Origin of the sequence: Pontiella desulfatans (genome assembly GCF_900890425.1) — a bacterium.
Lineage (GTDB): Bacteria > Verrucomicrobiota > Kiritimatiellia > Kiritimatiellales > Pontiellaceae > Pontiella > Pontiella desulfatans.
This window is the reverse complement of the sequence record NZ_CAAHFG010000004.1, coordinates 907,073-933,563: the sequence shown is the minus strand read 5'-3', so window position 1 is coordinate 933,563 and position 26,491 is coordinate 907,073. Positions and strand designations below refer to the sequence as shown.

General features: G+C 59.3%; 25 protein-coding genes. 9 read left to right on the top strand and 16 right to left on the bottom strand.

Going from position 1 to position 26,491, the window contains the following annotated elements; genetic code table 11:
* From E9954_RS29515 to E9954_RS29485, 7 genes are read right to left on the bottom strand one after another with little or no spacing between them, the layout of a single operon-like run.
* Window positions 1–768 carry an ABC transporter permease gene (locus tag E9954_RS29515; RefSeq protein ID WP_136082886.1) on the bottom strand — a complete coding sequence of 256 codons (768 nt, stop codon included), beginning with the start codon at window positions 766–768 and terminating at the stop codon, window positions 1–3.
* 9 nt (window positions 769–777) lie between these two features.
* Window positions 778–1,923 carry a lipopolysaccharide biosynthesis protein gene (locus E9954_RS29510; RefSeq protein WP_136082885.1) on the bottom strand — a complete coding sequence of 382 codons (1,146 nt, stop codon included), beginning with the start codon at window positions 1,921–1,923 and terminating at the stop codon, window positions 778–780.
* A 1-nt stretch (window position 1,924) separates the two neighbouring features.
* Window positions 1,925–3,841 carry a capsular polysaccharide biosynthesis protein gene (locus E9954_RS29505; RefSeq protein WP_136082884.1) on the bottom strand — a complete coding sequence of 639 codons (1,917 nt, stop codon included), beginning with the start codon at window positions 3,839–3,841 and terminating at the stop codon, window positions 1,925–1,927.
* The gene (locus E9954_RS29500) at window positions 3,838–4,521 is read right to left on the bottom strand and encodes a class I SAM-dependent methyltransferase (protein ID WP_136082883.1); all 684 of its coding nucleotides are present in this window, start codon (window positions 4,519–4,521) and stop codon (window positions 3,838–3,840) included. Before E9954_RS29500 ends, E9954_RS29505 begins: the two co-directional genes overlap by 4 nt.
* A gap of 17 nt (window positions 4,522–4,538) precedes the next feature.
* On the bottom strand, window positions 4,539–6,761 hold the full coding sequence (locus E9954_RS29495) for a glycosyltransferase (RefSeq protein WP_136082882.1): 2,223 nt from the start codon (window positions 6,759–6,761) through the stop codon (window positions 4,539–4,541).
* 16 nt (window positions 6,762–6,777) lie between these two features.
* On the bottom strand, window positions 6,778–7,926 hold the full coding sequence (locus E9954_RS29490; RefSeq protein ID WP_168442682.1) for a polysaccharide biosynthesis/export family protein: 1,149 nt from the start codon (window positions 7,924–7,926) through the stop codon (window positions 6,778–6,780).
* A gap of 14 nt (window positions 7,927–7,940) precedes the next feature.
* Window positions 7,941–9,209 carry a capsular polysaccharide export protein, LipB/KpsS family gene (locus E9954_RS29485; protein ID WP_168442681.1) on the bottom strand — a complete coding sequence of 423 codons (1,269 nt, stop codon included), beginning with the start codon at window positions 9,207–9,209 and terminating at the stop codon, window positions 7,941–7,943.
* A gap of 456 nt (window positions 9,210–9,665) precedes the next feature.
* Between E9954_RS29485 and E9954_RS29480 the strand changes: the two genes are divergently transcribed.
* The 6 genes from E9954_RS29480 (at window position 9,666) to E9954_RS29455 (ending at window position 15,238) form a co-directional block, all read left to right on the top strand.
* The gene (locus E9954_RS29480) at window positions 9,666–11,351 is read left to right on the top strand and encodes a peptidylprolyl isomerase (RefSeq protein WP_136082879.1); all 1,686 of its coding nucleotides are present in this window, start codon (window positions 9,666–9,668) and stop codon (window positions 11,349–11,351) included.
* A gap of 6 nt (window positions 11,352–11,357) precedes the next feature.
* Complete coding sequence (locus E9954_RS29475) at window positions 11,358–11,759, top strand: FxsA family protein (RefSeq protein ID WP_136082878.1); 402 nt, start codon at window positions 11,358–11,360, stop codon at window positions 11,757–11,759.
* A 61-nt stretch (window positions 11,760–11,820) separates the two neighbouring features.
* Window positions 11,821–13,242 (top strand): UbiA family prenyltransferase, encoded by a 1,422-nt coding sequence (locus tag E9954_RS29470; RefSeq protein ID WP_136082877.1) that lies wholly within the window; start codon window positions 11,821–11,823, stop codon window positions 13,240–13,242.
* 17 nt (window positions 13,243–13,259) lie between these two features.
* Window positions 13,260–14,174: a PfkB family carbohydrate kinase gene (locus E9954_RS29465; protein WP_136082876.1), complete on the top strand. Its 915-nt coding sequence runs from the start codon at window positions 13,260–13,262 to the stop codon at window positions 14,172–14,174.
* 6 nt (window positions 14,175–14,180) lie between these two features.
* The gene (locus E9954_RS29460) at window positions 14,181–14,555 is read left to right on the top strand and encodes a hypothetical protein (protein ID WP_136082875.1); all 375 of its coding nucleotides are present in this window, start codon (window positions 14,181–14,183) and stop codon (window positions 14,553–14,555) included.
* 2 nt (window positions 14,556–14,557) lie between these two features.
* Window positions 14,558–15,238: a DUF2293 domain-containing protein gene (locus tag E9954_RS29455; RefSeq protein ID WP_136082874.1), complete on the top strand. Its 681-nt coding sequence runs from the start codon at window positions 14,558–14,560 to the stop codon at window positions 15,236–15,238.
* A 1-nt stretch (window position 15,239) separates the two neighbouring features.
* Here the strand turns inward: E9954_RS29455 and priA are convergent, their stop codons facing one another.
* Window positions 15,240–17,534, bottom strand: a complete 2,295-nt coding sequence (gene priA / locus E9954_RS29450) for a primosomal protein N' (RefSeq protein WP_136082873.1) — start codon at window positions 17,532–17,534, stop codon at window positions 15,240–15,242.
* A 93-nt stretch (window positions 17,535–17,627) separates the two neighbouring features.
* Here priA and E9954_RS29445 point away from each other — a divergent pair, with 93 nt between their 5' ends.
* From E9954_RS29445 to rpiB, 3 genes are read left to right on the top strand one after another with little or no spacing between them, the layout of a single operon-like run.
* A complete protein-coding gene (locus E9954_RS29445) occupies window positions 17,628–18,239 on the top strand; it encodes an L-threonylcarbamoyladenylate synthase (protein WP_136082872.1) in 612 nt (203 codons plus the stop codon).
* Window positions 18,236–18,691 carry a low molecular weight protein arginine phosphatase gene (locus E9954_RS33200; RefSeq protein ID WP_222847368.1) on the top strand — a complete coding sequence of 152 codons (456 nt, stop codon included), beginning with the start codon at window positions 18,236–18,238 and terminating at the stop codon, window positions 18,689–18,691. Before E9954_RS29445 ends, E9954_RS33200 begins: the two co-directional genes overlap by 4 nt.
* A 15-nt stretch (window positions 18,692–18,706) precedes the next feature.
* Entirely contained in the window at window positions 18,707–20,386 is a 1,680-nt protein-coding gene (gene rpiB, locus E9954_RS29440) for a ribose 5-phosphate isomerase B (RefSeq protein ID WP_222847367.1), read from the top strand.
* A 79-nt stretch (window positions 20,387–20,465) separates the two neighbouring features.
* Here rpiB and arsA read toward each other — a convergent pair whose 3' ends face one another.
* The 8 genes from arsA to E9954_RS29400 all read right to left on the bottom strand — a co-directional run bounded on the left by arsA (window position 20,466) and on the right by E9954_RS29400 (window position 26,485).
* A complete protein-coding gene (gene arsA / locus E9954_RS29435; protein ID WP_136082871.1) occupies window positions 20,466–22,238 on the bottom strand; it encodes an arsenical pump-driving ATPase in 1,773 nt (590 codons plus the stop codon).
* Window positions 22,239–22,315: 77 nt separating this feature from the next.
* On the bottom strand, window positions 22,316–22,666 hold the full coding sequence (arsD, locus tag E9954_RS29430) for an arsenite efflux transporter metallochaperone ArsD (RefSeq protein ID WP_136082870.1): 351 nt from the start codon (window positions 22,664–22,666) through the stop codon (window positions 22,316–22,318).
* A 39-nt stretch (window positions 22,667–22,705) separates the two neighbouring features.
* The gene (locus E9954_RS29425; protein ID WP_136083062.1) at window positions 22,706–23,140 is read right to left on the bottom strand and encodes an arsenate reductase ArsC; all 435 of its coding nucleotides are present in this window, start codon (window positions 23,138–23,140) and stop codon (window positions 22,706–22,708) included.
* 100 nt (window positions 23,141–23,240) lie between these two features.
* Complete coding sequence (gene arsB, locus E9954_RS29420; RefSeq protein ID WP_136082869.1) at window positions 23,241–24,287, bottom strand: ACR3 family arsenite efflux transporter; 1,047 nt, start codon at window positions 24,285–24,287, stop codon at window positions 23,241–23,243.
* A 70-nt stretch (window positions 24,288–24,357) separates the two neighbouring features.
* Window positions 24,358–24,732 (bottom strand): ArsR/SmtB family transcription factor, encoded by a 375-nt coding sequence (locus tag E9954_RS29415; protein WP_136082868.1) that lies wholly within the window; start codon window positions 24,730–24,732, stop codon window positions 24,358–24,360.
* Window positions 24,733–24,836: 104 nt separating this feature from the next.
* Window positions 24,837–25,535 carry a cytochrome c biogenesis CcdA family protein gene (locus E9954_RS29410; RefSeq protein ID WP_222847365.1) on the bottom strand — a complete coding sequence of 233 codons (699 nt, stop codon included), beginning with the start codon at window positions 25,533–25,535 and terminating at the stop codon, window positions 24,837–24,839.
* Window positions 25,535–26,047 (bottom strand): thioredoxin family protein, encoded by a 513-nt coding sequence (locus E9954_RS29405; protein ID WP_222847364.1) that lies wholly within the window; start codon window positions 26,045–26,047, stop codon window positions 25,535–25,537. The genes E9954_RS29410 and E9954_RS29405 overlap by 1 nt, the downstream gene beginning before the upstream one ends.
* 66 nt (window positions 26,048–26,113) lie before the next feature.
* Entirely contained in the window at window positions 26,114–26,485 is a 372-nt protein-coding gene (locus E9954_RS29400) for a putative zinc-binding protein (protein WP_136082866.1), read from the bottom strand.
* Window positions 26,486–26,491 lie beyond the last annotated feature (6 nt).

Sequence of the window (26,491 nt, the reverse complement as noted above, 5' to 3'; positions counted from 1 at the left end):
CTACACCCGTTTCTTCCGGTAGAGCCGTTCGCCGATGAGCCCGACCAGCACCAGCACCATCCCCATGGCCACCGGAATGGATTTATCGAGGATATAGCTGTGGTAATCGGAATAGTACGCGACACGCACCCACTCGACCAAATGCAGGACCGGGTTCCAGCGGAGCACTGCAACCGCCTCCGCGGGCAAGGCGCTGGGAACATAGAAGACTGCGGAGATGAAGATGAGCGGCCGGGTTAGAATGTTTTCGATGTATTGCCACGAATCCCATTTGGAGAGCAGAACCGCGTTCAGGGTTCCAAAGCCAAAGCCCAGCAGGGAGATCGAACAGAACGCGAGCATGAGCTGGCCGGGACGTGCAGGGAACGATGCAAGGCCGCAGGCGATGAGCACGCCATAGAACAACACCATGATAACCAGATAGGTGGAGGTAATCAGGATGCAGCGGGCGAAGAGCGTGTCGGTTTCCTTGATGACGGGATAGGTGAGCAACGCCTTGTTCGCATTGAACGTGGTCATCAGCGACGTCGAAAGCTTCCGGAAAAACTCCAGCGTCAGGAAGCCGGTGGCGAAAAACAGCGCGAGGCTTGAACCGAAGGGCGGGCGGCGCCCCGCCGCCGCGAACACGGCCACAAAAACCGCGACGCCGAAGGCGGGCGTGGCGATCGCCCAAAGATAACCCAGCCGCGAGGTGCCGAATGTCGCGCGTGTTTCGCGCAACACCAATGCCCCGAGCACCCTGAGCTGTAGTTTTAATAGTTCCCTCATCTGGTGGGCCTACGACAAATGATCCCGCACGGAGTAGACGATCAGCGTTCCAATGCCCCAGGTCACGCCAAGTATGGCTCCTAGCAAAACGCTGTAGAGAATGCGCCGGGGATAAAGCGGGAATTCGGGCAGCGCAGGGGTTTGGTAAACCGCCAGGTACCGTTGCTGCCGCCCCGCCTCGATCCGCGCCGACTCGAGCGCGGCCAGTGCGGAGGCATAGGCTTTTTGCGCGAAGGTTTTTTCCACCTGCAATTCCTCGTATTCCGCGAGCAGGCTGGAAAGTCCAGCCTCGGAGCCCATCACGTTTAGTCCTCCGCTCTTATCCAAAATCTGCTTTTCCAGCGCGTCGGCCTGCCTGCGCAGCGTCACCAATGAAGGCGCCTCTGCGCCCACCGACTCCTCTAGCACCGCGATGCGGACGCGGAATTCGAGTAGCTGTTTCTCCATTCCTGCGAGCAGTTCAATCTGGGTCATGGCGCTTGCGGCGGGATCGAGCGCGCCCCGTTCGCGGAAATCGCTGATGGCCTTGAGCGCGTCGCCCAGGCGCGTTTCCATGCGGGTGACTTCCGTTTCTGTGTATCGTACGACGTCGGCGCGTGCGCGCTCGGAGAGCCCGTTCACGAGCTCGCGGACATAGCCGAGCATCAACTCCGACACACGCAGCGAATCCTCGGCGGTGAAGGCGCGAACCTTGAAATCGATGATGCCGGAAGTTGGATCGTACGAGGCGTGGATCATCCGCTCCCAATATTCGAGGATCTTTTCGATTTCCTCATCGGGGTCGAGCCGCGAGAGGAAATCGATTTCCCTGGAGCCATAGGCCGAACGGAAGTCGTAGTCATTCTCGAGCCTTTCGAGCAGGTCGCGGCTGGTGAGATAGCGCAGCACAATGTAGGAATCCGACGAGGCGGAACCGCCTCCTGCCAGGCCAGTGAACGCACCGACGATATCCACCCGTCCATCGGGCTTCATGCTTCTGACCGAGAATCCCGCCCCCGCGACATATTTATCCGATGCCACCAGCGTAAAATAGAGCGTTCCAAGAATGGTGGGCAGCACCACGCAAAGGACAAACGACAGCCGCAACCAGCGGCGGCGCTTTTCCCGGGGGCGTTTGGCCGCAGGCATCTCGGTGGTGTTTTCTTTTTCAGTCATATCACGCATTTCTCCTAAGTCCCGAAGCCGCCCAGAGGCGGCAAATCCGCCGTATGGCGCGGCGTTCCAGCGTCATGCGCGAAGGGCCATCCGCGCGCCAGTCCATCAATTCCCGTACGATTTGCTCCGGCGAAGTGAACGCATTGGTTCGCAGACTCACATATGTTGGATACAGAATCAACGTGCCCGCGACCAATTCGTCGATCCCCAGCGCACGGGAGCGGCGCGGGAGCGGAACCAGATCGGTGGTCAACCCCCACCCGGCATAGAAGGGCTGGCCGTGGCACGTCACCGGCACCCCGCGCAGCAACGCCTCGAATCCGGCCAGCGAGGTCAGGACGTGGAGCTCGTCGATGTTGTTTAGCATTTGATGGATGTCGCCGTTGCATACGATTTCATCGCACCAGCGCGCAGCCTCGTGTTCGTCGGCGCCGCGGCGCCGAAGCCCCGCCACCACGTCGGGGTGGGGCTTGTAGACGATCCACGCGTCCGGGCGGCGTTCGCGTACCGCGCGTAGCAGTTCGACATTGGAGGAAATCCCCACCGCGCCGTGCTTGATCGACGCGTCGTTTTCGACTTGCCCCACAACCAGCACGACCGGCTGCGTGGAGGAGGGGCGCCTCCATGCCGCGCCGTTCAAATTATATTTACTGATCCCGCCGCCCACAATCTGCCCGCGCAACACCTTGGCGCGGGCGACCAGCGCCGTATCGAAATCGAACGTCTGGAGAAGCGATTCCAATCGCGACGGTTTGGCGGGATCGTAATAGATCCCTTCGTCATCGAATACCCACGAGAGCGGGCGAATCAAATCCGCGCCAAGTCCGGAGGAGCGCAGGAATCCGTCCTCGAGCCGCAGAACCAAAAGATCATCCCTTGCTGCGGGAATGGAGCGCGTCCCCCAAACCGCAAGCGTTGCGCCGCGGGGAACTTCGTTGAGGCTCTTAACGAACCGAACGTCCGATCCCCCGATGAAACGGGCAAAGATCGGCCGTTTCCAGCGCGAGAACCCCAGCGCGTGAACGGTCTTTGGGAAGCGCATTCGCGACCGGCGCTGAAGCGCGATGTGTTCGATGACGCGTTCGACTCCGCACCGCTCCCCCGTTTCTGGATCGACGTACTGCGCATATTCGACGAGCGCTGCATGAACCAGTTGCTCCAGCGAAGCCTTCCTCCGGCGTTCCGGTGCGGGAAGTTCGTCCTCAGTTAAACCACATCCGGCGAAAAACGGCATGCCGAAACAGCGCACCTTCTTGCCCCACATCAATGCTTCGAACCCCACCTGCGAGGTCACGCAATAGATGGCTTCCGCGTGTTCGAGCAAACGAACGGGATGGCAGTTTTCCGCAACGACCATGATGCGCCCGTTCCGCTCCAGCGCGGCAACATCGAAGTGGCCGTTTTTTTTTCGCGTGTGGATGTCGGGATGGGTTTTCAAGATGATGGTGGAGTCTGGGTTTTCCTCTAGCGCGGCCTCGAGCATTCGGCTGAACGAGCCCGGGTCTGCGAGACCGTATTGGATGGAAAGATCCCCCGCAACCTGATCGACCAGAAGCACGTAGGACGCGGGGAGCGAACCTTCGAACTCGCGCGCGGCGTTGTATTTGGAGACGCGGGCTTCCCGCCACGCGCGGCAGAGGGCAATGGCCCGGTTCGTTTCTTCCGCACCGAGCGGGCGCTCGAGGAGTTTTTCAAGCCGACTTGGAACGGTGGCATCGTAATAGATGCCAAGATCGTCGCTCACGATGGAAAGCGCCTTGTCCTCGCGTTCGACCGAGCGGATGAATCCGTCTTCATAGAGACGGAAGCCCTCCCGCCGCGCGGCGGCGGCCTTCACGGCGCGACGCCCCGACTCCTTGCGACCCCAACCGGCCAACCCTGAATCTGCAGGATACAGGTTGTCCTTGGATCGGTTCATGAATCGACCTCGTCGGCATCGTCGAACCAGTTGACGGAGGGGAGGTTGCCGTCGAACCCCTGCATGACTTCGAGAGGCCAAAGATCGCGGGTTCGCTCAATGTCGCCTTGATCGTGGCAAAGCTGCGGGAGCGGCGTGGTTGATTTGCGAACGAACGCGCAGATGCTGTAGCCATGCCGAACGAAGTGCCCGGTCTTGATGTCGAAACCGCTCACGAGCAACACATACATCAGAATGCCAAGGTTCCAGCCCGGTGTAACATGCCCGCCAACCACTTCATGCTTGAATGGCGGAACCATCACGAACAACCAGCCGGAGTCAGAAAGAATCGAGCGCGCCTTCTCCAGGAACCGGCCGACGTCGAGCGTGTGCTCCAGCACATGCGACAGCCAGATCGCATCGATCCCTCCGTCGGGTTGATAGTCCTCGAACGAGGTCTCGATAACCTCGATCCCTTCCGCCTTCATGATATCCAGCGGTGCGGCGCGGTATTGGATGTCGCGGTCGATCGCAACGACATTTTTTCCTTTCAACCGGAAAAAGCGCGCCGCAGCACCGCGGCCAAAACCAACGTCGAGTATCCGATCAAAAGGCAAACGACTGGCCATTTCGGCCAGGTGGAATCCACCTTCGATCTGGAATTCGCTTTCAAGCTCCGCGATTAACTCGGCGTCATTCATCAGCTACCCTTCCCGAGCTAAAACGCGATCTTGCTGTATAGACGAGCCATGAAGAATTTCGAGTCCGCGTAGTATTGCCGGGGATTGCGCTCTTTTTTACGACGTAGCTTTTCACGACGCGAAAGAGGAGCGGGTTCACCAGACTCGGCGGTTGCCTCGGGCGGTGGCGGTACGGGGGCCTGCTTCCCGCGCGTGTTTGGCGAAGGTTTGACCGACATCGCAAAACGGTAGCGATCCATCAGGATTGTTTCGCGGCCTGTAATGACCCCTTGTTCGGTCCGAGCGTTGAAACGGGTTTGGCCTAGTCCGCGGATCTGGTAGAAATCGATGGCGGTGGTCACGGTCATGCGGGAATCCCCTTCCCATTTCGCCTCGCGGGTCGTGAATTTTCCAAACGAATAGAAGTCGTTGATGAGATATGAAATGAAGCGATAGACCTTCTCGCGATTGGGCTTGAAGCCGCTTTGGATGCCTTCGAGAATCTCCTCCGCCGCGGTGACCTGCCGATTGATGGCGGGGTGGCTGTAGAACGCGGCTCCCGCGTGGTAGACGGGTTTGCCCCAGATCATCCCAAGACAGCCGACGCCGGAGTTGATCAATAGCATGGCCTCGCACGCCTCCAGCATGTCCTTCACATGCGCGTCGTTGTCGAAGACCACATGGGGTATTTCGGGCGTGAGATCTTCGAGCGGATGCTTTTTCACGACGACGACCCATTCTTCCCCCAATGCCGTGGCGGTTTCGCCAACGAGCTCGAGAAATCGGTCGTGGGTTTCGATGGGGCCGCACATGTATTTGATCACCGTGTCGCTGGGGCGTTGCAGGGGGACGAATAAAATCTTTTGGTTAGGCCGAACCCCCAGCTTCTTGCGGATTCCTGCGACGCCTCGTCGAGCGCCCTGTGATTCGAGGGATGAATCTTCCGCCATCTCCTGGCGGATGTAGTTTTCAACGGACTGCTCCTCCTGTTTGCCAAGGGGCTTGTCCCAATTCGACGAGTCGTATGAAGAGCTATCGGAGTTGAATCCGTTGGGGTCGAAGAAAACGGAATCACGGAGTGCGCCGCGCTCGGCGATCAGATACGGGATTTTTCGGCGGCGCAACGCTTTGTAGAAACCGAGTCGCTTGGTGGTCGCATAGGGATTATGCATAAGCACGCGGGTTATGTTATTGGCCTTGATATAGCGGAGCAGGGCTTTGGTCGTGAATTCATCTTCCTTCTCAAGGAAAACATTTCCAAGGCGCGGCAAGAACTCGCGACTGTGGATGAAGGGATTGGTTTCGGAGAAGAGTAGCGTGTTGCCTTCCATCGCACTGGGCAAGGGCGGAGGCTCGATGCCTTTGGTTGCGAAATTAATCAGCTTCTGGTTGAAAAGGCGCTCGTTGACGGAGCGGCCTTTTTGGTAGTCGGAATTAAAGTCAACCTCGTGCCATGCGTGGAACAGCATAATGCCTTTTTGGAACGTCATGTCGCCGAACAGCCGATAGATGCTTTTCCATCCCTTGTATTCGGTAATGGTGGCGCAGTTTTTATAGTCCTGCTTAAACTCTTCGGGAAGCGGGAACTTGCGTACTTTCCGGATACAGCGGCAATTGAATTCAATGTCATCGAAGCCCCATCGCTGGAAATCCTCGTCGTTGCCGCCGCGTGCGAGGTAGTATTCGCGGTTGATGGCGATTACGGAAGTTCCCGTTGAGACCTTTTCAACGAGATCGCCACGGGCGTCGAACAGATGCTGCAGGTAGGTTTCCTTGCGCGTCTCGCGGTCGTGCTCAAGAAAGTCTTTGGTGGCTTTCTGGGAGAGATAGATCACGCCGAACATGAGGAACATTTGCCCGTTGTCGTCAAGCCCCTGCACCTTGATTTCCTTGAGTACGGCTTCGTAGAAACCATCATATGGAATCAGATCGACGTCCTGGAACATGATGTAGTCGGATCTCGCCAACGACGCGCCGACGTTGCGGGCCCGGGCAATGGAAAAGGGAAGATATTCCGATTCGATGTGGGCGTAGGAATAGCCGCGTTCGCTGCAGCGAATGCGCATTTCATCGGCCAGTCGCTTGGGCGACCCGTCGTCCACCACCAGGATGTTGACGTTTTGGGGTCTCCGGCGATCCTCCTCCACATAGGCGAGGCGCTCGAACATATCGTCGCGGTCGTGGGCGAACCGTACGGGAATAACAACCGTCAATCGCCCGTAACGCTTCTGGATTTCAGCAATGGTTATTTTATTTAGCATGTTATTCCTTCCTTGCTTAGTCGATCAGGACGGAGCTCGTCCGACTGATGTCGAGTAGGGGCTGCACGTAGATCCTGATAAATTTGAAGTATTCGGCGGCAAAGGCGTTGGCAACGTAGATAAGGTCGTTGTCCTGCATCTTGAACGAGCGCGCCAGGAAAAAGGCCTCCGGCTCGTTGAAGTCGAGCCGATAGATCGTGGCAACCGTGTCGTTGATCAGGATTTCAGGGATGGCCACTCCCGCCTCCTGGAGAATTTCCGCGGATTCGAACCGGAAGAGAAATACGCCGCCGGCATCGGCCAACCCGTCGCTCAACCCCCCGGATGCGGCCAAGGCTTCGGCGAGGCTGAGCCCTTCGGTCTTGAAGGGATGGCGGTTTTTGGAAGTGACCGCGCCCAGCGCCGTGAAGGTCCGCGGCTTGTGCATGATCTGAACCGTATCACTCGGTTCCATCCATACATTGTTGCCCGGTTGGGTGAGCACTTCATCCAACCGGATCGAATCCTGTGTTTCGCCGCGAACAATGGTGGCCTCGGCTTCGAAGATGGGCGCGCGCGAGCCACCGGCCCAGGCGATGACATCCAGAAGCCGAACGCCGCCAACGGGAACGGCATAGCGTCCTGGTGCGTTCACATCGCCGACCACCGCCAGGTTGTTGCTCACATTGGTTTTAAGCGCCACCTGCACCTGCGGTTCAACCGCCTTGCCCTTAAGTCCGTTCTCGATGGCGGAACGAACCGCCTCGATGCTTTTGCCTGCCACATCGACCTGCCCCACATAGGGAACGAAAACCTGCCCGTTTTCATCGACCATGGCGTCAATTCGAGCCCGCTTGCTTTCGAGGGTCGAAAACAAGCCATCGTTGGAGGTTTCCCAGATGTTGATAGCCAACTGATCGCCAATCCCCAAAACGAATCCGGATTTGCCGGAGATGGTTTTGCGGAAGGTTTCGTTCAGCTTTACCGGACGGCGACCGCCGAGTTTGTGAATCGAATCCACATCCAGTTTAACGACGGTGTATTCACGCTCCCCCGGATCTTCGTTCTGGTCTTTTGCCATCTGACGGTTCGATGGCCCCGACCCCGGCAGGGTGGAACATCCGGATAGCACCAGCGCGAAAAGCGCGACGGCTGCGCTTCCGCCCCCAGTCCAGACCGAATTCATATGTTTCAGGACATCTAGCACGCGTTCCTCACTTCCACTTCGGCTTTTTCGACGCGGCGGCGTTCCGCGAGTTTCAGGTAAATATTCTGGCAGGCGGCGTGGACGCCATGGGGCGCGTAGAAGTCGCCCACCACCAACGCCTCGTGCTTTACCCATCTCAAATAGGCGCGGCGCGTCTCTTTTCGGGCAACGTGGCGGCAACGCCAGAAGGAATTGAAATCCGGATCCCCGTCGCCACCCATCGCAAGTTCTGGGTGGGCGTAGAACGCGGAACCCGCCACCAGCAAAGGCACCCCGTGGTACAATGCGGAGAGTCCCGATGTGCTGTTTATGGTAAGCATTCCCGCAGAGTGGCGGGTCAAAAGCCCCAACGAGCCCGCATCAACCACGTCCACCCGATCTTCGATGCCGAAGGCGCGCGCCATGTTGGGCACAAACGTGGCATGGTTGACGTGGCCGCGCGCCAGCGGATGCACCTTGAAAACCAGGCGTGTGCCGGGCGTTGCGTGCCGGGCGAAGGATTTGAGGGAGGCGGAAATCAGTTTGAGCGAGCTCCATCCTAGTCCGGCTTCGCGCAGCTGCGAATCGGAGTCAACCTGAAGAGGGACGAGGTAGTAGTTTCCGTCGTGGTGTTCGAGCAGATTCTGGATGATGGAGAAATTCATCGACTGTTTCGTTACCCGCCGCCAGAAATTTCTTATCCACAATAGGATTTCGAGGAAAAGCGGCACCTCGCGATGATGCATGGTCTTCTGTTTCCCAACCGAAAAAAACGCCCGCAACGTGTAATAGACCGAGTTGTAGAAACACATGTGGCGGTAACCCTTGAAATCTTCAGCAGGGAAATCGGGTTGCTCCTCGTACTTCATCTCCGGGGGAGGCAATTTTCCTGCCAATGGCGAACTTGCATTGTTGCCGCCGCGTTCGACGGTTATGTAGCCAGGGCGGATATAGCCCTCCTCCAGCGCCACCACTTCGATCCCCTTTTCTGCGGCGATGGAGCGGGCGGCACGGTGCGCGGGACGCTCTGCCCCGAATAAGATAACATGGTCGATTCCTGCCCCGTCGATGAAATCGGCAAACCATTTTTCCCATTCGCCGAGGTCGCCGTAGAAATTGATCCGACCGCGCTTTTTGGAATAGAAGCGATCCGCGGGATTGAAGACCACCCGCCACACATCATGGTCCTTCCCTTCCAAAAAAAGCTGAAGTTTCTTGAAAAAAGCCCCCGGCGGCCCCTGCAGAAGCAATACGCGCGCGCGCGCCTTTTCGCTCGAAAACACGCTCGATCCACAAGGGTTGAAACGCGAAAAGCGCATCTTCCCTATAGATCTGTTTCGAGAAATTGATTCCCCGTTAATTCTTTCCATACCACCCCTGTCGCAAAACGAACCCTTTAGGTTAAACGTTTGGCAAACCACAAAACGGACAACAAAAGTGGCCGATGGTGCAAGCGTTCTTCATGGTTGAATTTCTTGCCCGTGTGCGCCAAGCATTTAAAAAGCAGGGTTATTTCAGCAAAAACCAAGCCAGATCCAGGCATTCCGTCCAGCCTGATTCATATCGCTACCGGTCTTTTCATGGCTTTTTAACAAAACTCATGGAACCTTGGGAGGTTCGGCCGGAACCCCGTGTTTAGGTTGCTGATTTCCGGCGATTCCCCGATTGACCCGGATGGGGGCAATCGGTAGGGTTTGCGGGTTCTTTTTACACAATTCGGAGAAGGAGAGAGTACAACCATGGCAATGATGATTTCCAAGTTTCACAAAATTATCCAATCGAAAGTCGTTTGGGGGATTTTCGCAGTGGCGATTTGTTTCGCGTTCGTAACGGTTTATACGGGGCAGAAGGCAAGCTCGGGCAGCAACCAGCAGGTTGATCCCGCGAAAGAGGTTGCGGGTCGGCTTTGGGGCGAAGAGGTTTCGCGCCAGGAATATGGCCGCGCCTACCAGCACGTCTACGTCATGTATTCGATGATGATGGGCCGCGCGCTCAACATCAATGACGAGATCAATGAAGTGATTACGCGGGCGGCGTGGCAGCGCATCGCAACGCTGAAGAAGGCAAACCAGATGGGGCTGAACGCCACACCGGACCAGGTGCGGAACATGATCGTCCGCCAACCGCTGTTCCAGAACCAGCAGACGGGGGGCTACGACAAGAATGCCTACAATGCCTTCGTCACCGGGTTCCTGCCGCGCACCGGCCTGAATGCCAAAAGCTTCGAAATGATGATGGCCGAGAATGTGATTATTGAAAAAGCCTCCTCCATGGCGGCACAGGGTGCGCTGGTTACCGACGACGAAGTCAAGAAGGCCTTCCACCTCTACAACGACAAGATCACGGTTGAATATGCCGCGCTGCCGCAGAGCCTGGCCGGCACGCCGGAAGTCAGCGATGAGGATGCCAAGGCCTACTACGATGCGAATCCGGAGCAGTTCCGCCTGCCGGAAAAGGCGATCGTGAAATATATCTCGTTCGATATTTCCGCCTACACGAACCAGGTGTCGGTCACCGACGAAATGGTCGCCAATTTCTACGAGCAGAACAAGCAGCACTTCGTGAAGCCGGAAACCGCCACCAACGCCGTTCCGGAATACAAGCCGCTGGAAGAGGTGAAGGGAACCATTGTTGACCTGCACATCAACGGACTGGCCGGCCAGAAGGCCTTCGAAGCCGCCGACGCCGTGGTGGCCCAGCTTTCGGACGAAACCACGACCTTCGAGCAGGCCGCCGAACAGGCCGGTCGCGAGATCGTCAAGAACACCCCGGCCTTCGGCGCAACCGACCGCGTGAAGGGCATCGACCCGACCGCGCCTTTTGCCAAGGCGGCGTTCAACCTCGAAAGCGACAAGGCGCACTACTACAGCGATCCGGTCGTGGGCCGCAAGAGTGTCTATGTTATCGCGCTCGAGAAAAAGCTGCCGGCCTTCCTCCCGGCCTTCGATGTCGTCAAGGCCGATGCCATCGAAGCCGCGCGCATTACCGCTTCGGAAAAAGCCTATGTTGAAAAATCCGAATCCGTGCACAAGGACGTCGAGGCGGCCATCAAGGCCGGCACATCGTTCGCCGACGCCATTTCGAAATACAACATGGAACTGCAGACCACCCTCCCGTTCAATGCAACCACCCAGCTCGAGGGCGATTTTGCCAACGAAATCATGGGCTCAACGGTTCAGTACGATGCGGGAACGCTGGTCGACCTCATCTCCACGCCTTCCGATTTCCTGATGGCCTATGTGGCCACCAAGGAGCTCGCCGACGAAGAGGCGACGTTGCCTTCGATGCGCGATGAGCTGGCCGCCGGCATCAAGCAACAGAAGGCGGCGCAACTGGCGCAGGCCTGGCAGGAGTCGTTGCTGAAGGAAGCCAACTTCGAAGACCTGACGAAGAAGGCCGACGAGGAAACCGGCGAAGAGTCGTAATCCCCCATGCCGTTGCACTACCTCATTGCGCTGTTCATTGGAATGCCGATTCTTGAATTGGCGATTCTATTGAAGCTCCATGAGGTTCTGCACTTCTGGCCCACCTTCCTGCTGATTATCCTGACGGGAGCCCTTGGCGTGACCCTGGTCAAGCGCCAGGGCCTTTCGATCATCAACCGGATCCAGCAGGAAATGGCGATCGGCAACCTGCCGGCTCCGCAGATGATCGACGGGGTCATGGTGCTCATCGCCGGCGCGTTGCTGGTTACGCCGGGCCTGGTTACCGACCTCGTTGGCTTCTCCCTGCTCGTGCCTTTCATCCGCGAACACATCCGTGGTTGGCTGCGGAAAAAGCTAGAGGAAAAAGTCCGTAGCGGCTACATACAGGTGAATGTTAACCGACCGTGAAACGTGAGGCGTGAGGCGTGAAAGCACAGGAATCACGCATCACCGGTCACTCGTCAGAAAAATGAGCGATAGCGAATCCATCCCACTTTTCGTCGATCTTGACGGCACGCTCGTCAAGCTGGACACGTTGCACCAGGCCCTGTTCCTCCTGCTCCGCCGCGATCCGGTCAGCCTGCTCAAGGTTCCCGGCTGGTTGGCGAAGGGCAAGGCGCACCTGAAAGACCAGGTGCTGCAACGCGTATCGCTCGATGCCTCCGTGCTTCCCTACCACCGGCAATTCCTGGATTGGTTGCTAAAGGAGCGCAAGAAGGGGCGCAAGCTGATCCTCGCAACGGCCTCGAACTATCGCACCGCCAATGCGGTGGCCGCCCACCTCGGCATCTTCGACGAAGTCCTCGCCAGCAACGAGCAAACCAATCTCCGCCACCAAGCCAAGCTCGAAGCCATTCGTGAAATGCATGGGGAATTCGGCTATGCGGGAAACGACGAGGCCGACTTCCCCGTCTGGGATGCCGCCGCCGAAGTCGTCCTCGTGAACCCCACGGCCGGCGCCAAGAAAAACTATGCGCTCAAAGCCGACCACATCTTCGTGGAGCAGCGGCCGGCCGGCCGCATGTTCATCAAGGCCATGCGTTGCCAGCAATGGCTGAAGAACCTGCTCATTTTTTCACCCATGCTTCTGGCGCACCGCTTCACCGATGCCGGGACTATCGTTGGCGCGGTTACGGCCTTCTTTTCGTTTAGCTTTGCCGCTTCGTCGATCTATGTACTGAACGACCTGTTCGACCTCAGCGCCGACCAGCACCACCCGCGCAAGCGCAAGCGCCCCTTTGCTTCCGGCGACCTGCCCATTGCGACCGGCGCGCTGCTGACCCCCATCCTCGTGATCATCAGCCTGGCCCTCGCGACGTTCCTTCCCCCGATCTTCCTGTGGGTACTCCTGGCCTACTATGCGCTGACCACCCTCTATTCCTGGCGCATCAAGCAGCTGGCGGTGGCCGACGTGCTGATGCTGGCGATCCTCTATTCCATGCGCATCATTGCCGGGTCGGTGGCCACCGGCACCACGGCATCCGGCTGGTTTATCGAATTCGCCATCTTCCTGTTCCTGAGCCTCGCCCTGGTGAAACGCCTTTCCGAGCTGCGGGAAATAAAGGAGAGCCCGGAAAAGGACAACAGCCAGCGCGAGCGCGCCTATGTGGTGGACGACCTCCCGTTGCTGCTCGGGTTCGGCAGTGCCAGCGGCTATATCTCCGTATTCGTTTTCACCATGTATCTCAGTAGCGAAAAGGTGATCGAACTCTATTCGCGCCCGCACTTCCTCTGGATCCTCTGCCCGTTGCTGCTCTATTGGATCACCCGCATCTGGCATCTCGCCTGGCGCGGCAAGATGACGGACGACCCGCTGGCCTTCGCCGCCCGCGACCCGCAAACCTTTCTCGTCGGCGCTATCGGAATCGCCGCACTGTTGTACGCCATTTAACAAACCGGAGATAACCCATGACCAAACCTGTTGTTGACTTGACCATCGTCGGTTCCATCGGGATCGATACCATCGAAACCCCGACCGAAAAGCAGGAGGAAATCCTGGGAGGCTCCGTCAGCTATGCCTGCGCCGCCGCCTCGTTCTTCAGCCACACCGGCATGGTCGGCGTGGTTGGAACCGACTTCCCGCAGGAGTTCCGCGACACCTGGAGCAACATGAGCATCGACCTCGAGGGCCTGCAGACCGTGGAAGGAAAAACCTTCCGCTGGGGCGGCGCCTACCACGAGAACATGGATAACCGCGACACCCTCTTCACCGATCTCGGCGTCTTCGAATCCTTTTCCCCGGAGCTGCCGGAAGACTATAAGGAAGCCCCCTACCTCTTCCTCGGCAACATCCATCCGGCCCTGCAGCTCCACGTCCTCGAACAGACGCGCGACCCCAAGTTTGTCCTCATCGACACCATGGACCTGTGGATCAACATCGCCAAGGACGACCTGGCCAAGGTGATCTCCAGATGCAACATGCTCACGCTCAACGAATCCGAGGCCCAGCTCTATACCGGCGAGCATTCCCTGACCCAGGCGGCCAAGCTGCTGCTCGAACTCGGCCCCGAATATGTGCTCATCAAGAAAGGCGGCAACGGCTCCATGCTCTTCACCAAGCAAGACATCTTCCTGCTGCACGCCTACCCGCTCGACACCTTCAAGGATCCCACCGGCGCCGGCGACACCTTTGCCGGCGGCCTGATGGGCGCGCTCGCCGCCTCGGGGAAGACCGACAAGAAAGCCATCCGCGAGGCCATGGTCTACGGCAGCATCGTCGCCTCCTTCGGCGTCGAGGAGTTCAGCCTGGAGCGCCTCAAGCAGCTCGATCGCGATGAAATCGAAATCCGGGTTGCCGAATTCAAGGAAATGTGCAGAATCTGACCCATAATGCCAGTGTTTAAGTATAGGTTGGTCTTCGAGGATCGCGGCTTCTATCTCTATGCCCATCTAACGGGGGAGGATAGTTTTGCCGCAAGCTTGAGCTATTGGAACGAAATCGCCGACAAGGTTCGCGAGCTCGATTACCGCAAGGTGCTCGTGCATGAAGACCTGATGGGCGAAACCGATGAAGCCGAGATCTTCGATATCATGATGGACATCCTCCCCTCCAGCACGGGAATCCAGGTGGCCTTCTTCGATGAAAACCAGACCAATGCCGAAATCAACGAATTCGGCCACCTGATCGCCACCAACCGCGGTGCCGACATCCGGATCTTCCAGAGCCTAGATGACGCCCGCAACTGGATCGAGCAAACCGATTGACCATGGCCGGGAAAACGCCCCCAGACGACGACCAACCCAAGGTATTCATTTCAGCCCAGGCAGCAACGTGCGACCAATGCGGGAAGGAGCTCGACCGGCATGCGTGGATGGTTCCGCAGGAAAATAAGAAAGCGCTCTGCCTGAGCTGCGCCGGGCTCGACCTCCTCGTTTTCCTGCCCTCCGGCGATGCCGCCCTGACGCGGCGCTCCAAAAAGCATTCCCGGCTCTCCGCCGCGGTGCTCCAATGGAACAGCCAGCGCAAACGCTTCGAACGCCAAGGCCTGCTCGTTGAAAACGAAGCCCTTGAGCAGGCCAAACTCGAATGCAGCGCCGATGCCCCGCTGCGCAAACAGCGCCAGGCCCAGGCCTCCGTGCGCCGCGCCGAGCTCGACCAGGAATACATCAAGGCCTTCGCCGCCAAGGTTCGCCAGCTCTATCCGGACTGCCCGCCCGGCCGCGAAAACCAGATCGCCGAGCACGCCTGCCGCAAATACAGCGGCCGCGTCGGGCGCAGCGCCATGGCCAAGGAGCTCGACGAAAAGGCCGTCCGCCTCGCCGTCGCCGCCCACATCCGCCACACCGAAACCCCATACGACCACCTGCTCGAAACCACCCGCAGCCGCGCCCTCGCCCGCGCCAAGGTCCTCGACAAAGTCAATTTCACGCTGCGCATTTGGTCATGACCTACAACAGCGAGAGCGCGTCCACATCGACCGTGCAGGCGACGCCTTTGGGCAGGCGGATGGACTGGACGACGTGCCGGATGGGGCGCGTCATTTTGACGGTGTGTTCGCAACGCAGCATGATCTGGTAGCGCCAGAGCCCCTTGGCCCGGGCGAGCGGCGCCGGCATCGGCGGGCAGTGCGTGACGGAGGCCGGCAGAATGGCTTCCAGGTGCTCATAGAACCGATCGGCCGCGCCCATCACCTCGGGCTCGTCCCCGCCCTTGAAGGTGAGCAGGACGAGGTGCGAGAACGGCGGATAGTTCAGCTCGCGGCGGAACTCCAGATCCTGCGAGCAAAAACCGTCGTAGTCGAGGCTACGCGCGGCCTGGATGGCCGGATGGTGCGGCGTGTAGGCCTGCACGATCACCTCGCCGGCCTTTTCGCCGCGCCCGGCGCGCCCGGCAACCTGCGTCAGCAGCTGGAACGTGCGCTCGCCCGCCCGGAAATCGGGCACGTGCAGCGACATATCGGCATTGAGCACGCCGACGAGCGTCACGTTCGGGAAATCCAACCCCTTGGCAATCATCTGCGTACCGAGCAGGATGTCGATCTTGCCGGTCTTGAATTTATCGAGCACGGTGCGGTAGGAATCCTTTTTGCGCATCGTATCCGAATCCATCCGCGCCACCCGGGCATTCGGGCAGAGCTTGCCGAGCACTTCCTCGATTTTCTCGGTGCCCACGCCGGCATACTTGAATTCGGGGTCTTTGCAATCGGGGCAGCGGGCAGGCACCTGCTCCTCGGCCCCGCAAATATGGCACAGCAGTTTATGGGCCCCTTTGTGGTAGGTCATCGAAACACTGCATTCGGCGCATTCGGCCACATAGCCGCACTTCTCGCACTGGAGCGACGAGGAAAAACCGCGCCGGTTCAGGAAAAGAATCACCTGCTCGTTCAAGTTCAGCCGGTCATAAATGCCTTCCACCAGCTCCCTTGAAAAAATCTGGGGGCGGCCATCCTTCTCCTTCTCGATGCACATATCGACCACCCGCATCAGCGGCATCGACCGGTCGTCCACCCGCATCAGCATTTCGGCCAGCTCGTAGCGCCCGCTTTTCACATTGGCGAACGACTCCAGCGCGGGCGTCGCCGAACCCAGCACCACGCAGCAGTTTTGCAGGTGGCCGCGCATCACGGCCACGTCGCGCGCATTGTAGCGCGGGGCCTCGTCCTGCTTGTAGGTGGGTTCGTGCTCCTCGTCGACCACGATCAGCCCCGGATTCTCGATGGGCGAAAACAGGGCCGAGCGCGCCCCGATGGCAATCCGCGCCTCGCCGTTGCGGATGCGGTGCCACTCGTCGTGCCGCTCCCCGTCGGAAAGACTCGAGTGCAGCACCGCCACGCAGTCGCCGAAACGCGAGCGGAAGCGGTCGACCGTCTGCGGCGTGAGCGAGATTTCCGGCACGAGCACGATCGCCCCCTGCCCTCGGTCGAGCGCGTACTGGATCGCCTGCAAATACACCTCGGTCTTTCCGCTGCCGGTCACCCCGTGCAGCAAGACCGTCCCCGGCTTTTCCTTGTCCATCGACGCGCAGATGGTATCGAGCGCGCTCTTTTGCTCCACCATCAGCTCGAACGGCTTGGTGCGCAGCAGCTCCATCCCCGCATGCGGATCGCGTAGGATGGTTGCTTCCTCGATCTTCACCAGCCCCTGCTTTTCCAGCGTCTTGATCGGCGACTCCGAACAACCCGAACGCTCCTTCAACTCGGAAACCGTCATGGTGCCATGCTGCCGGAGGGTCTCCACGACAAGCTTCTGCTTGGGGGGTAGCTTTTCGTAGACGGAGCATCCCGCTCCGTTGGGTTGGGCGGACGGCGTTGGTTCATCCATCGCGAGCAAGGGATCGGTCAACGCTGGTTGTTTTTCCTGAACGGAGCTGGAAGCTCCGTCTACGAGCTTCACCACCAGCTGCTTCTTGTGGCTCGCGCCGCGTTTGCGGACGGCGCTGGGGAGAACGGTGCGGACGGCGTTTTCGATCGGCGCGCAATAGTAGTCCGCAATCCAGTAGGCCAGCTTCATGATTTCGTCGGGGATCAGCGGCTTTTCCCCCACGACGCCGGCGATTTCCTTCAGTTTATCGGCAAAGGCGGAAAAATTGGAGAGGCCGACCACGAATCCGCGCAGCTCGCGCGACTGGAACGGAACGTTGACCTGCGAGCCGACCTTGATGGAGTCGCGCAGGTGCGCGGGGATCCGGTAGTCGAACTCCCGATCCAGCGATATCTCCACAACGACTTTTGCGATGGTTGCCATAAGCGGGGGAATGTAGTTTCCCGCGATTGGAAACGCACGGAAAAAACCAGACCTCCGCTTGATTTGGCGGCGGCGGACAGTAGAATCCGCCGAATGACCACGATAGTTGAAATCGACCGGGAAACCCCCGACCCGCAGCTGCTGGCGCAGGCCCGCGCCGTTCTGGCCGGAAGCGGACTGGTGATTGTCCCGACGGAAACCGTCTATGGCATCGCCTGCGATCCGGCGGTGCCGGGTGCGATGGAAAAGCTGGTTGCCGCCAAGGGGCGCGACGGCGACAAGCCGATCGCCCGCCTGGCCGCCGACGGCGGACAGGTGAAGGCGACGGCCAAGAATTGGACTGCCGGCCTCGAAGCCTTGGCCAACGCCTACTGGCCGGGGCCGTTGACGATTGTTTTGGAAACGAGCGAGGGATGGACGGGCTATCGCGTGCCCGACCACGCCGTGGCGATCGGGCTGGCCCGGGCCTGCGGCCGTACCCTTGCGCTCACCAGCGCCAACCTCAGCGGCGACCCCGACACCAAAACCGCGCAGGAGGCCGTGGCCTCGGTCGAGGCCGACCTCGCGCTCGATAGCGGCCCGTCGGCCGAACAGGCCATCCCGAGCACGGTCATCAAGGTGGATGGGGAAAGCATTGAATGCCTGCGGGAGGGAAAGATCCCGTTTGCGGAAGTGGCCGCGGTTTTCAAGGAAGCCGAGCAATGAGCATGGTTTTATTTGTCTGCACGGGAAACACGTGCCGGAGCCCGATGGCGGAGGCGCTTTTCATGCACCGCAAAGGCGACCTGGATTGGAAGGCGGAATCGGCCGGCGTCTATGCCTCGCACGGCTCCCCGGCGAGCGGCAACGCCGTCGAGGCGTTGCGCGAGCTGAACGTGGACCTTTCCGGACACCGAAGCCAACCGCTTACCCCCGAACTGGTTGAAAAGGCCAACCTGATCGTCACCATGACCGAGGGGCACCGCTGGCACGTGCTCGACTGCTTCCCCGAGGTTGAAAACAGAGTTTTCTTGATTAACGCGTTCGGAACGTCGAAAGTCCCCGCCGATGTTTCCGATCCGTTCGGCGGTTCGCTAAACACCTATATAAGAACACGTGACGAAATTGATCGGGCCCTTTCGGACCTGATCCTTTTTATTCGCACCGGAAAACAATAGACAGAGGAACATTTTATGAAAATTGCGATTGGATCAGACCACGGCGGATTCGCCCTGAAAACCCGTATTGCCGAGATCCTGATGGATAAGGGCATCACGGTTGAAGACCTCGGCTGCAACAGCGCCGACTCGGTCGACTACCCCGACTACGCGGCCGCCGTGGCCGAAGAAGTCTCCAACGCCACCGTCGACCAGGGCATCATCGTCTGCACCACCGGCATCGGCGTCAGCATGACCGCCAACAAGTTTCCGCGTGTCCGCGCCGCCCTCTGCCTCAACGCCGAAATGGCCAGCATGACCCGCCAGCACAACAACGCCAATGTGCTCTGCCTTTCCGGCAAGTTCACCCCCGAGGCGGAAGCGGAAGCAATTCTCGAAGCGTGGCTCTCCTCCGAGTTCGAAGGCGGTCGCCACGAGCGCCGCGTCATGAAGATCAAGGACTACGCCTCCGAAACCGCCGGCACCATCGCCGTCTACGACGCCGACCCCGAAATCTACGCCCTGCTGAAAAAGGAAGACCAGCGCCAAAAGGAAAACCTGGAACTGATCGCCTCCGAAAACATCGTGAGCAAGGCCGTCCGCGAAGTCGCCGGCTCGCGCATGACCAATAAATATGCCGAAGGCTACCCGGCCAAACGTTGGTACAACGGCTGCGAATGGGTGGATGAAGCCGAACGCCTCGCCATCGACCGCGCCAAGGAGCTCTTCGGGGCGGAGCACGCCAATGTGCAGCCGCACCATGGTTCCGGCGCCAACATGGCCGTCTACTACGCCATGCTCAACCCCGGCGACACCATCCTCGCCATGAGCCTCGCCGAAGGCGGCCACCTGACCCACGGCCACCCGATGAACTTTTCCGGCCGCTTCTTCAACGTGGTGCCCTACGGCGTCGACAAGGAAACCGAGCAAATCGACTACGACAACGTCCAGGCCCTGGCCGACAAACACAAGCCGAAGATGCTCGTTGCCGGCGCGTCCGCCTACTCCCGCATCATCGACTTCAAGCGCCTGCGCAAGATCGCCGACAGCTGCGGCGCCTACCTGATGGTCGACATGGCGCACATCGCCGGCCTCGTGGCGGCGGGCTGCCACCCGAACCCGGTTCCGTATGCCGAATTCGTAACCACCACCACGCACAAAACCCTGCGCGGCCCGCGCGGCGGCATGATTCTCTGCCAGGAAAAATTCGCGGCGGATATCGACAAGCAGGTGTTCCCGGGCATCCAGGGCGGCCCGCTGATGCACACCATCGCGGCCAAGGCCGTCTGCTTCCACGAAGACCTCCAGCCCTCGTTCAAGCAATATCAGCAGCAGGTCGTGAAAAACGCCCAGGCACTGGCGGCCGCGCTGGAAGACGACGACATCCGTTTGGTTTCCGGCGGAACCGACAACCACCTGATGCTGGTCGACCTCACCAAGACCGGCGTCACCGGCAAGGATGCGGCCATCGCGCTCGACAAGGCGGCCATCACCGTCAACAAGAACGCCATCCCGTTCGACACCAAGAGCCCGTTCGTCACCTCCGGCATCCGCATCGGCACCCCGGCGGTAACCACTCGCGGCATGAAGGAAGCGGAAATGGAAAAGATTGCGGAGTTCATCAAGCGCGCCATCCGCCATGCGGACAACGACGCGGTTCTGGCCCAGATCAAGGAAGAGGTCATTGCCCTCACCGCCCAGTTCCCGATTCCGTAACCGGAACCGCCAGCAGTGAAAAATGCAGAAAGCGGCAGCCTATAAGGTTGCCGCTTTTCGCGTTTTGGGGCTGGTGCGCCTAGCGCGTCAGCAGATGCAGGCGATCGGCTCCGGAGAGCTCCTTGCCGATCCAGGGGGAGATGACGGTTTGCCGGGCTGAAAGGCCGTTGGCGATTTCCTGGATGTAGTCGGTTTCGTGCAGGCCCTTGGCGCAAAGGACGGGATCGGTTGTGCCGGAAACGGCGAAGCTGCGGTTGATGATCCAGCCGAACGGTTCGATGTTTGCGCGGCGCAGGTCGCGCTGGAGGTCTTCGGCCTCGTGCGTCGGCGTGGCCTCGGGCAGGGCCACGATCAGCACCTTGGTGAATTCGGGATCGCGGATGCGCGGCAGGAGTTCCTTCACTTCCGCCGGAAGGTCGTCCGTCGATTTGGCAACTTCGCGATGGTAGGCCTCGGTTGAATCGAGCAAGAGCAAGGTATGGCCGGTGGGCGCGGTGTCGAGCACGATGAATTGGTTCGACCCCTTGGCGACGGTGCGGGCGAAGGCCTGGAACACGGCGATCTCTTCGATGCAGGGCGAGCGCAACTCTTCTTCGAGCAGGGCCAGGTCGGCCTCCGAAAGCTTGCTGCGGTTTTTCGAAAGGATGTCCTGGCAATAGGCTTCGGTTTCGGCCTTGGGATCGATGCGGTCGATCTGCAGGTTGGGCAGCCCCGCGCCGATGGTTTCGGCCACGTGCGCCGCCGGATCGGTGGTGGAAAGCAGCACGGAATGGCCGAGCTGCGCCAGCTCCGCCGCGATGGCCGAAGCCATGACGGTTTTACCCACCCCGCCCTTGCCCATGGTCATGATGACGCCGTTGCCGCGGCTTTCGAGCGATTCGAAAAGCGCATCCCACCCCTGCACGTTTTCCAACGCAGCGGGCAGCGCGGAACGCAGGGATTCGGGGGCATCGAGCCAGGCGGGGTCGGCTTCACCCCGGGCCACGGCCTGGAGCGCGCCCACGCCCATCACGCCATGCGGACGGAACGGAACGAGCGTCTTTTCGAGCGAGCGGAAGTTTTCGGGCATGCCCGCGATGGCGGCGTTCGACTTGTGCGCGAAGGCCTGCGCAACGGCATCGTCGCCGGCTTCGGAAAAGACGCCATTGAGAATGAGATGCTGGTTGGTCAGTCCGAGTTCCGCCAGCTCGGCGCTGGCGCGCGAAGCCTCGGCCAGGCTCATGGGTTCGGCGCGGGCCACGAGGGCAAGCAGGGTTTGCTCCGGATTCTTCAGCGCGGCGACGACCTGTTCATAGAGGGCCTTCTGGCTGGCCAGTCCGGCGACGGGGCCGAGGCAGGAGGAACCGGTTTCATTGCCGGCAATAAAGTCGTTCCACGCCGAGGGCAGATTGAGCAGGCGCAGCGTATGGCCGGTTGGCGCGGTGTCGAGCACCACATGGTCGTACTGCCCGATGATCGACTCGTCGCCGATGAATTTTGAAAACTCGTTGAAGCCGGCAATCTCGACGGTGCAGGCGCCGGAGAGCTGCTCTTCCATCTGCTGAACGGCTTCTTCCGGCAGCACGCCCCGGTAGGGGCCGACCATGCGCTCGCGATATTCCTCGGCCGCCGTCATGGGGTTGATATTCATGGCATCGAGCCCCGGTACGCCGTTCACGGGAACGGGACGGGAACCGAGATCGGTTTCGAGCACCTCGTGCAGGTTGGAGGCGGGATCGGTACTGATCAGCAGCACCTTTTTTCCCTGCCCCGCCAGGCCGACGGCAATGGAACAGGACATGGAGGTTTTTCCCACCCCGCCCTTGCCGGTGAAAAACAGGAAGCGTGACGCTTTATTCAATAATGTATTCATAAATGGTCTATCCCTTGCGTACGTTAAGCCAGCACGTAGTGCAGGCTTTACCCGTAGAGCCGCCACTACGTGGTGGCTCAGCAGCAGCCCGAACAACCGGAACAGTCGGGGACGTCGAGGGAAACCCCGGAGGTTCCGAGCAGGCAGGCGAGGGTTGCAAGATCGGGATAGGAGCCCGTGCTGACCACCTCGTCATCAACAAGGACCAGCGGCAGGGCGGCGGTGCCCTTTTCCTTGAGGGTCTCGGCAATGATTCCCGAGGTGTAGGCGGCGGGCTGCTGCGACAGGTTGTAGCGCTCGACCGTCACTGCGGCTTCGTCCAGGTTTTTCAGGAAGCCGGCCAGCTGCACCAGCTCGGTATCGACATCCGGGCCGCACACGCCCGACGAACAGCACATGGCGGGATCATAGATCTTCAGTGTTTTCATTTTCTTCTCCATCGGGCAGGCGGGTTGCCTGCGGTACGACTATTCGCCCAATGATTCAGGGAGGGTTTCGACGAAGGCTTTGATTTCGTCGCGGACGCGGCGGAACCCATCGAGCTTCACCTCTTCGGACGCATCAGGCGGGGAAAGCTTCGGCGGATCGTCGAAGCCGACGTGAAGCACTTTGGCATTGCCCGGGAAGAAGGGGCAGGTTTCATGCGCATGGGCGCAGACGGTGATGACATAGTCGATCTTAGTGTCTTTAAACTCATCAATGTGCTGCGACCTTTGACCCGTGATATCAACACCCGCTTCGGCCATGACCTTCACCGCATTCGGGTTGAGCCCGTGGGTTTCGATGCCGGCGGAATAGACTTCGATTTGGTCGCCCTTGAGTGCGCGCGTCCAGCCTTCGGCCATCTGGCTGCGGCAGGAGTTGCCGGTGCAGAGATACAACAGGTTGATTTTTTCGCTCATCATAATTTCCTTTCACTTAACACGATTAAATTCGACCGCAATGACGCTAAGGCCCGAAGGAATAGAAATCTTGGTTTCTTTGCGTCTTCGCGGTCATAAACTAATTCCTGAACCAATGGGTGGTGCGGTTGGCGAAGCCGACGAGCATCAGCATGACGGGCACTTCGACCAGCACGCCGACAATGGTGGCAAGCGCGACGGGCGAGGTGGTACCGAAGAGCGCGATGGCGACGGCCACGGCAAGTTCAAAAAAGTTGGAGGCGCCGATCATTCCGGCGGGCGCGGCGACGTTGTGCGGAAGCTTGAGCGCCTTCGCGCCGAGATAGGCGATGAAAAAGATCAGCACGGTCTGCAGAATCAGCGGGACAGCGATCAGCCCGATATGCACCGGGTTCTCCATGATCACGTTGCCCTGGAAGGAAAAGATGATCACCAGCGTCAGCAGCAGGCCGATGATCGTGATGTTGCCGAACTTCGGCAGAAACGTCTTTTCAAAGTAGTCCTTCCCTTTCGTCTTGAGCATATGCCCGCGGGTCAGTGCGCCGGCGGTGAGCGGAACGACAACGAAAAGAACAACGGAGAGGAAGAGCGTATCCCACGGGACAAACACATCGCTGACGCCGAGCAGGAATTTCACGATCGGCACGAAGGCGATCAGGATGATGAGGTCGTTGGTGGCCACCTGCACCACGGTGTAGGCCGGATTGCCCTTGGTGAGATGACTCCAGACGAAGACCATCGCCGTGCAGGGCGCCGCACCGAGCAGCACGGCACCGGCGAGATAGTCCTTCGCCAGATCCGCCGGAATCAGGTTTTTAAAGATGACGTAGAAGAACAACCACGCGATGCCGAACATGGTGAACGGCTTGATCAGCCAGTTGACGACCCAGGTGACAAACAATCCCTGCGGATTTTCCCCCACATGCTTCACGCTCTTGAAGTCGACCTTCATCATCATCGGATAGATCATGATCCAGATCAGCACCGCCACCGGGATCGAAACGTTGGCATATTCGAGGGTTCCGAGAAACGCCGGGATGGCCGGAAGAAACTTCCCGATCAGAATGCCGCCCACCATGCAAAGCGCCACCCACACCGTCAAATATTTCTCGAAAAAACTGATTCCCGTGTCTTTGTTTTCGCTCATCGTGTTTTCCTTATGTGGAGGGGCAGACGCCGTCTGCCCGGTCGGCGAGGCCGCCAACCCTCCATTAATCCTATTTCGGGCAGCATGCTTCGCCGCGCTGCTGGCGGCAGAGGTCTTCCCTGGTGATTCCAACAATTTTTTCCAACGCTTCTAAATCCGCCCTTAGCTCGGAGGAACCGGCGAAGGTTGTTTCCAACCATTGGAAGAACGGATCGGTGCCAGTCGGCCTGGCCAATTTAAAATAGACCCAGCGCCCATCCTTGCGGCTGTCGAGCAATCCGGCTTTCTGAAGAATGCCTAAATGGCGCGACACCGTCGCCCCGCTGACTTCCAACAATTCCGTAATCTGGCAGGCGCACAACTCGTCATAGCGGCTCAGCGCGGCGACCACGCGCAACCGGTTTTTGTCCGAAACCGCCTTCAGGATGTCCAATGTCGTTTCCATGGCCGCGTTTATATTTAGTTATTTAGCTAAATGTCAAATCGAAATAGGGGTTTATGTGCCCGGGGCCAGGAAGATCAACCGCTGTTTCAGTTTTTGTAATTAGCCTAGGGTGCCGTATAGATCAGGTAGAGGCCACCGAGGATGACGAGGATGCCGCAGATTTTCTTTAGGCGGAACGCCCCGCGCGACTCCTGGTTCCAATCCTTGTATTTCTGCACCCATCCCGCCGACACCCCGGCGATGGCGATGACCCCGCAATGGCCGAGGCCATACATCAGCAGCAGGCTGCCGGCATAGATGGGTTGCTCGGCGCCGAGCTTGAAGGCAATGCCCAGCATGGGCGCCATATAGGCAAACGAGCATGGGCCGAGCGCAATGCCAAAGATGAGCCCGAGCATGAACGCGGCGAAGAATCCCTTGCGTTTTTCACCCACATGCTCCGGCTTGTTCCAGCTTAAGGGGACAACGCCCAGCAATCCCAGGCCAACGTAGAAAAAGATGAGCGCGACGAAATAATTCGCATACGCGCCGAGGTCGCCCAGCATGCGGCCTGCCAGGGCGGTGGCGATTCCAATGACCGCAATCGTGACCAGGATGCCCGTGGCAAACAGGGTGGACGTCCATAGCGCCCGGCCTGTGGTGGTCTTTCCCTGGTCGTCGATGAAGCCGACAATGAGCGGTATGCTCGCGAGGTGGCACGGGCTGAGTAAAATACTTAAAATGCCCCACACCAGCGCGGTGCCCAAAGCGATTGCAGGCGTACCCTCAACCGCCCGGGTCAAGCTGGAGAACAACGCTTCCATCAATCCTCACCTTCGACGTTCGAAGTTGCTTGTTCGATGTTCTGCGGTTCGTCGAAGGCGTAGCCTAGTTCCTTCCATTTCGCGAGCATGTCTTCGCGGGCATAGAAGCCCTCGTGGCGGAAGAGTTCCTTGCCTTCGGCGTCGAAGAAGATCTGGGTGGGGATCATCCGGATGCCATATTTCCCACCCACGCCCTCGTTTTCCCAGACATCGATGAAGACCACATCGAGCTGGCCGGCGAAGGTTTCCTTCATTTCGTCGAGGATCGGCGCCATGGTCTTGCAGGGAACGCATTTGCCGGCGCCAAGGTCGAGCAGACGGGGCAACGGTTGTTGTGCCATGGGTTCTTCCCTAGCGGAACCGGGCCTCATTTTTTCTTCGGGAAAGGGGAGAAAGCACATGCCATCCGGGCAGCTGCTGTCCGGCGCGTACGCCTTTTTCCGGTTTTTTATTTCCACCACGGCCACCACCGCGATGGCCAACACTAAAACCGTTATGATGTTTTTCTTCATTTCCATTCCTTCCAGGAAACGGCGCGGAGCACCGCTCTATGTAGCAGGGTGCTCCGCGCCGTATATTCATGCAAGCAAAGTCGCCCCTGCTTCAGCCACCTTGGCAATGGTTGCGTCGTTGATTTGCGTTTTTCCTTTTTCGAAGCCCTGTTCCGTGACCAATAGGTGCTCGAACTCGTCAAACCCCGCCGATTCCAGCGTGGCCTTAACGCAATTGAGCGGGCATCCATCGATCGCCAGGATTTTCTCGGCGGTTTCGGTTTTTTTCATGATCGGCTCGACGCGCCCGCCGATGCCGCCCATGCAGAACATGCTTCCGGTTCCATCGCGGTTCATTTTCCGCGCGGCCTGGTCGGCCAAGGCGCCGACATCCGCGGCGCCCGAGCAGGCGAACACCAGTTTCGGGCCGCCGTGGCATACCTTTTCATTCGCACTCATGGCTCT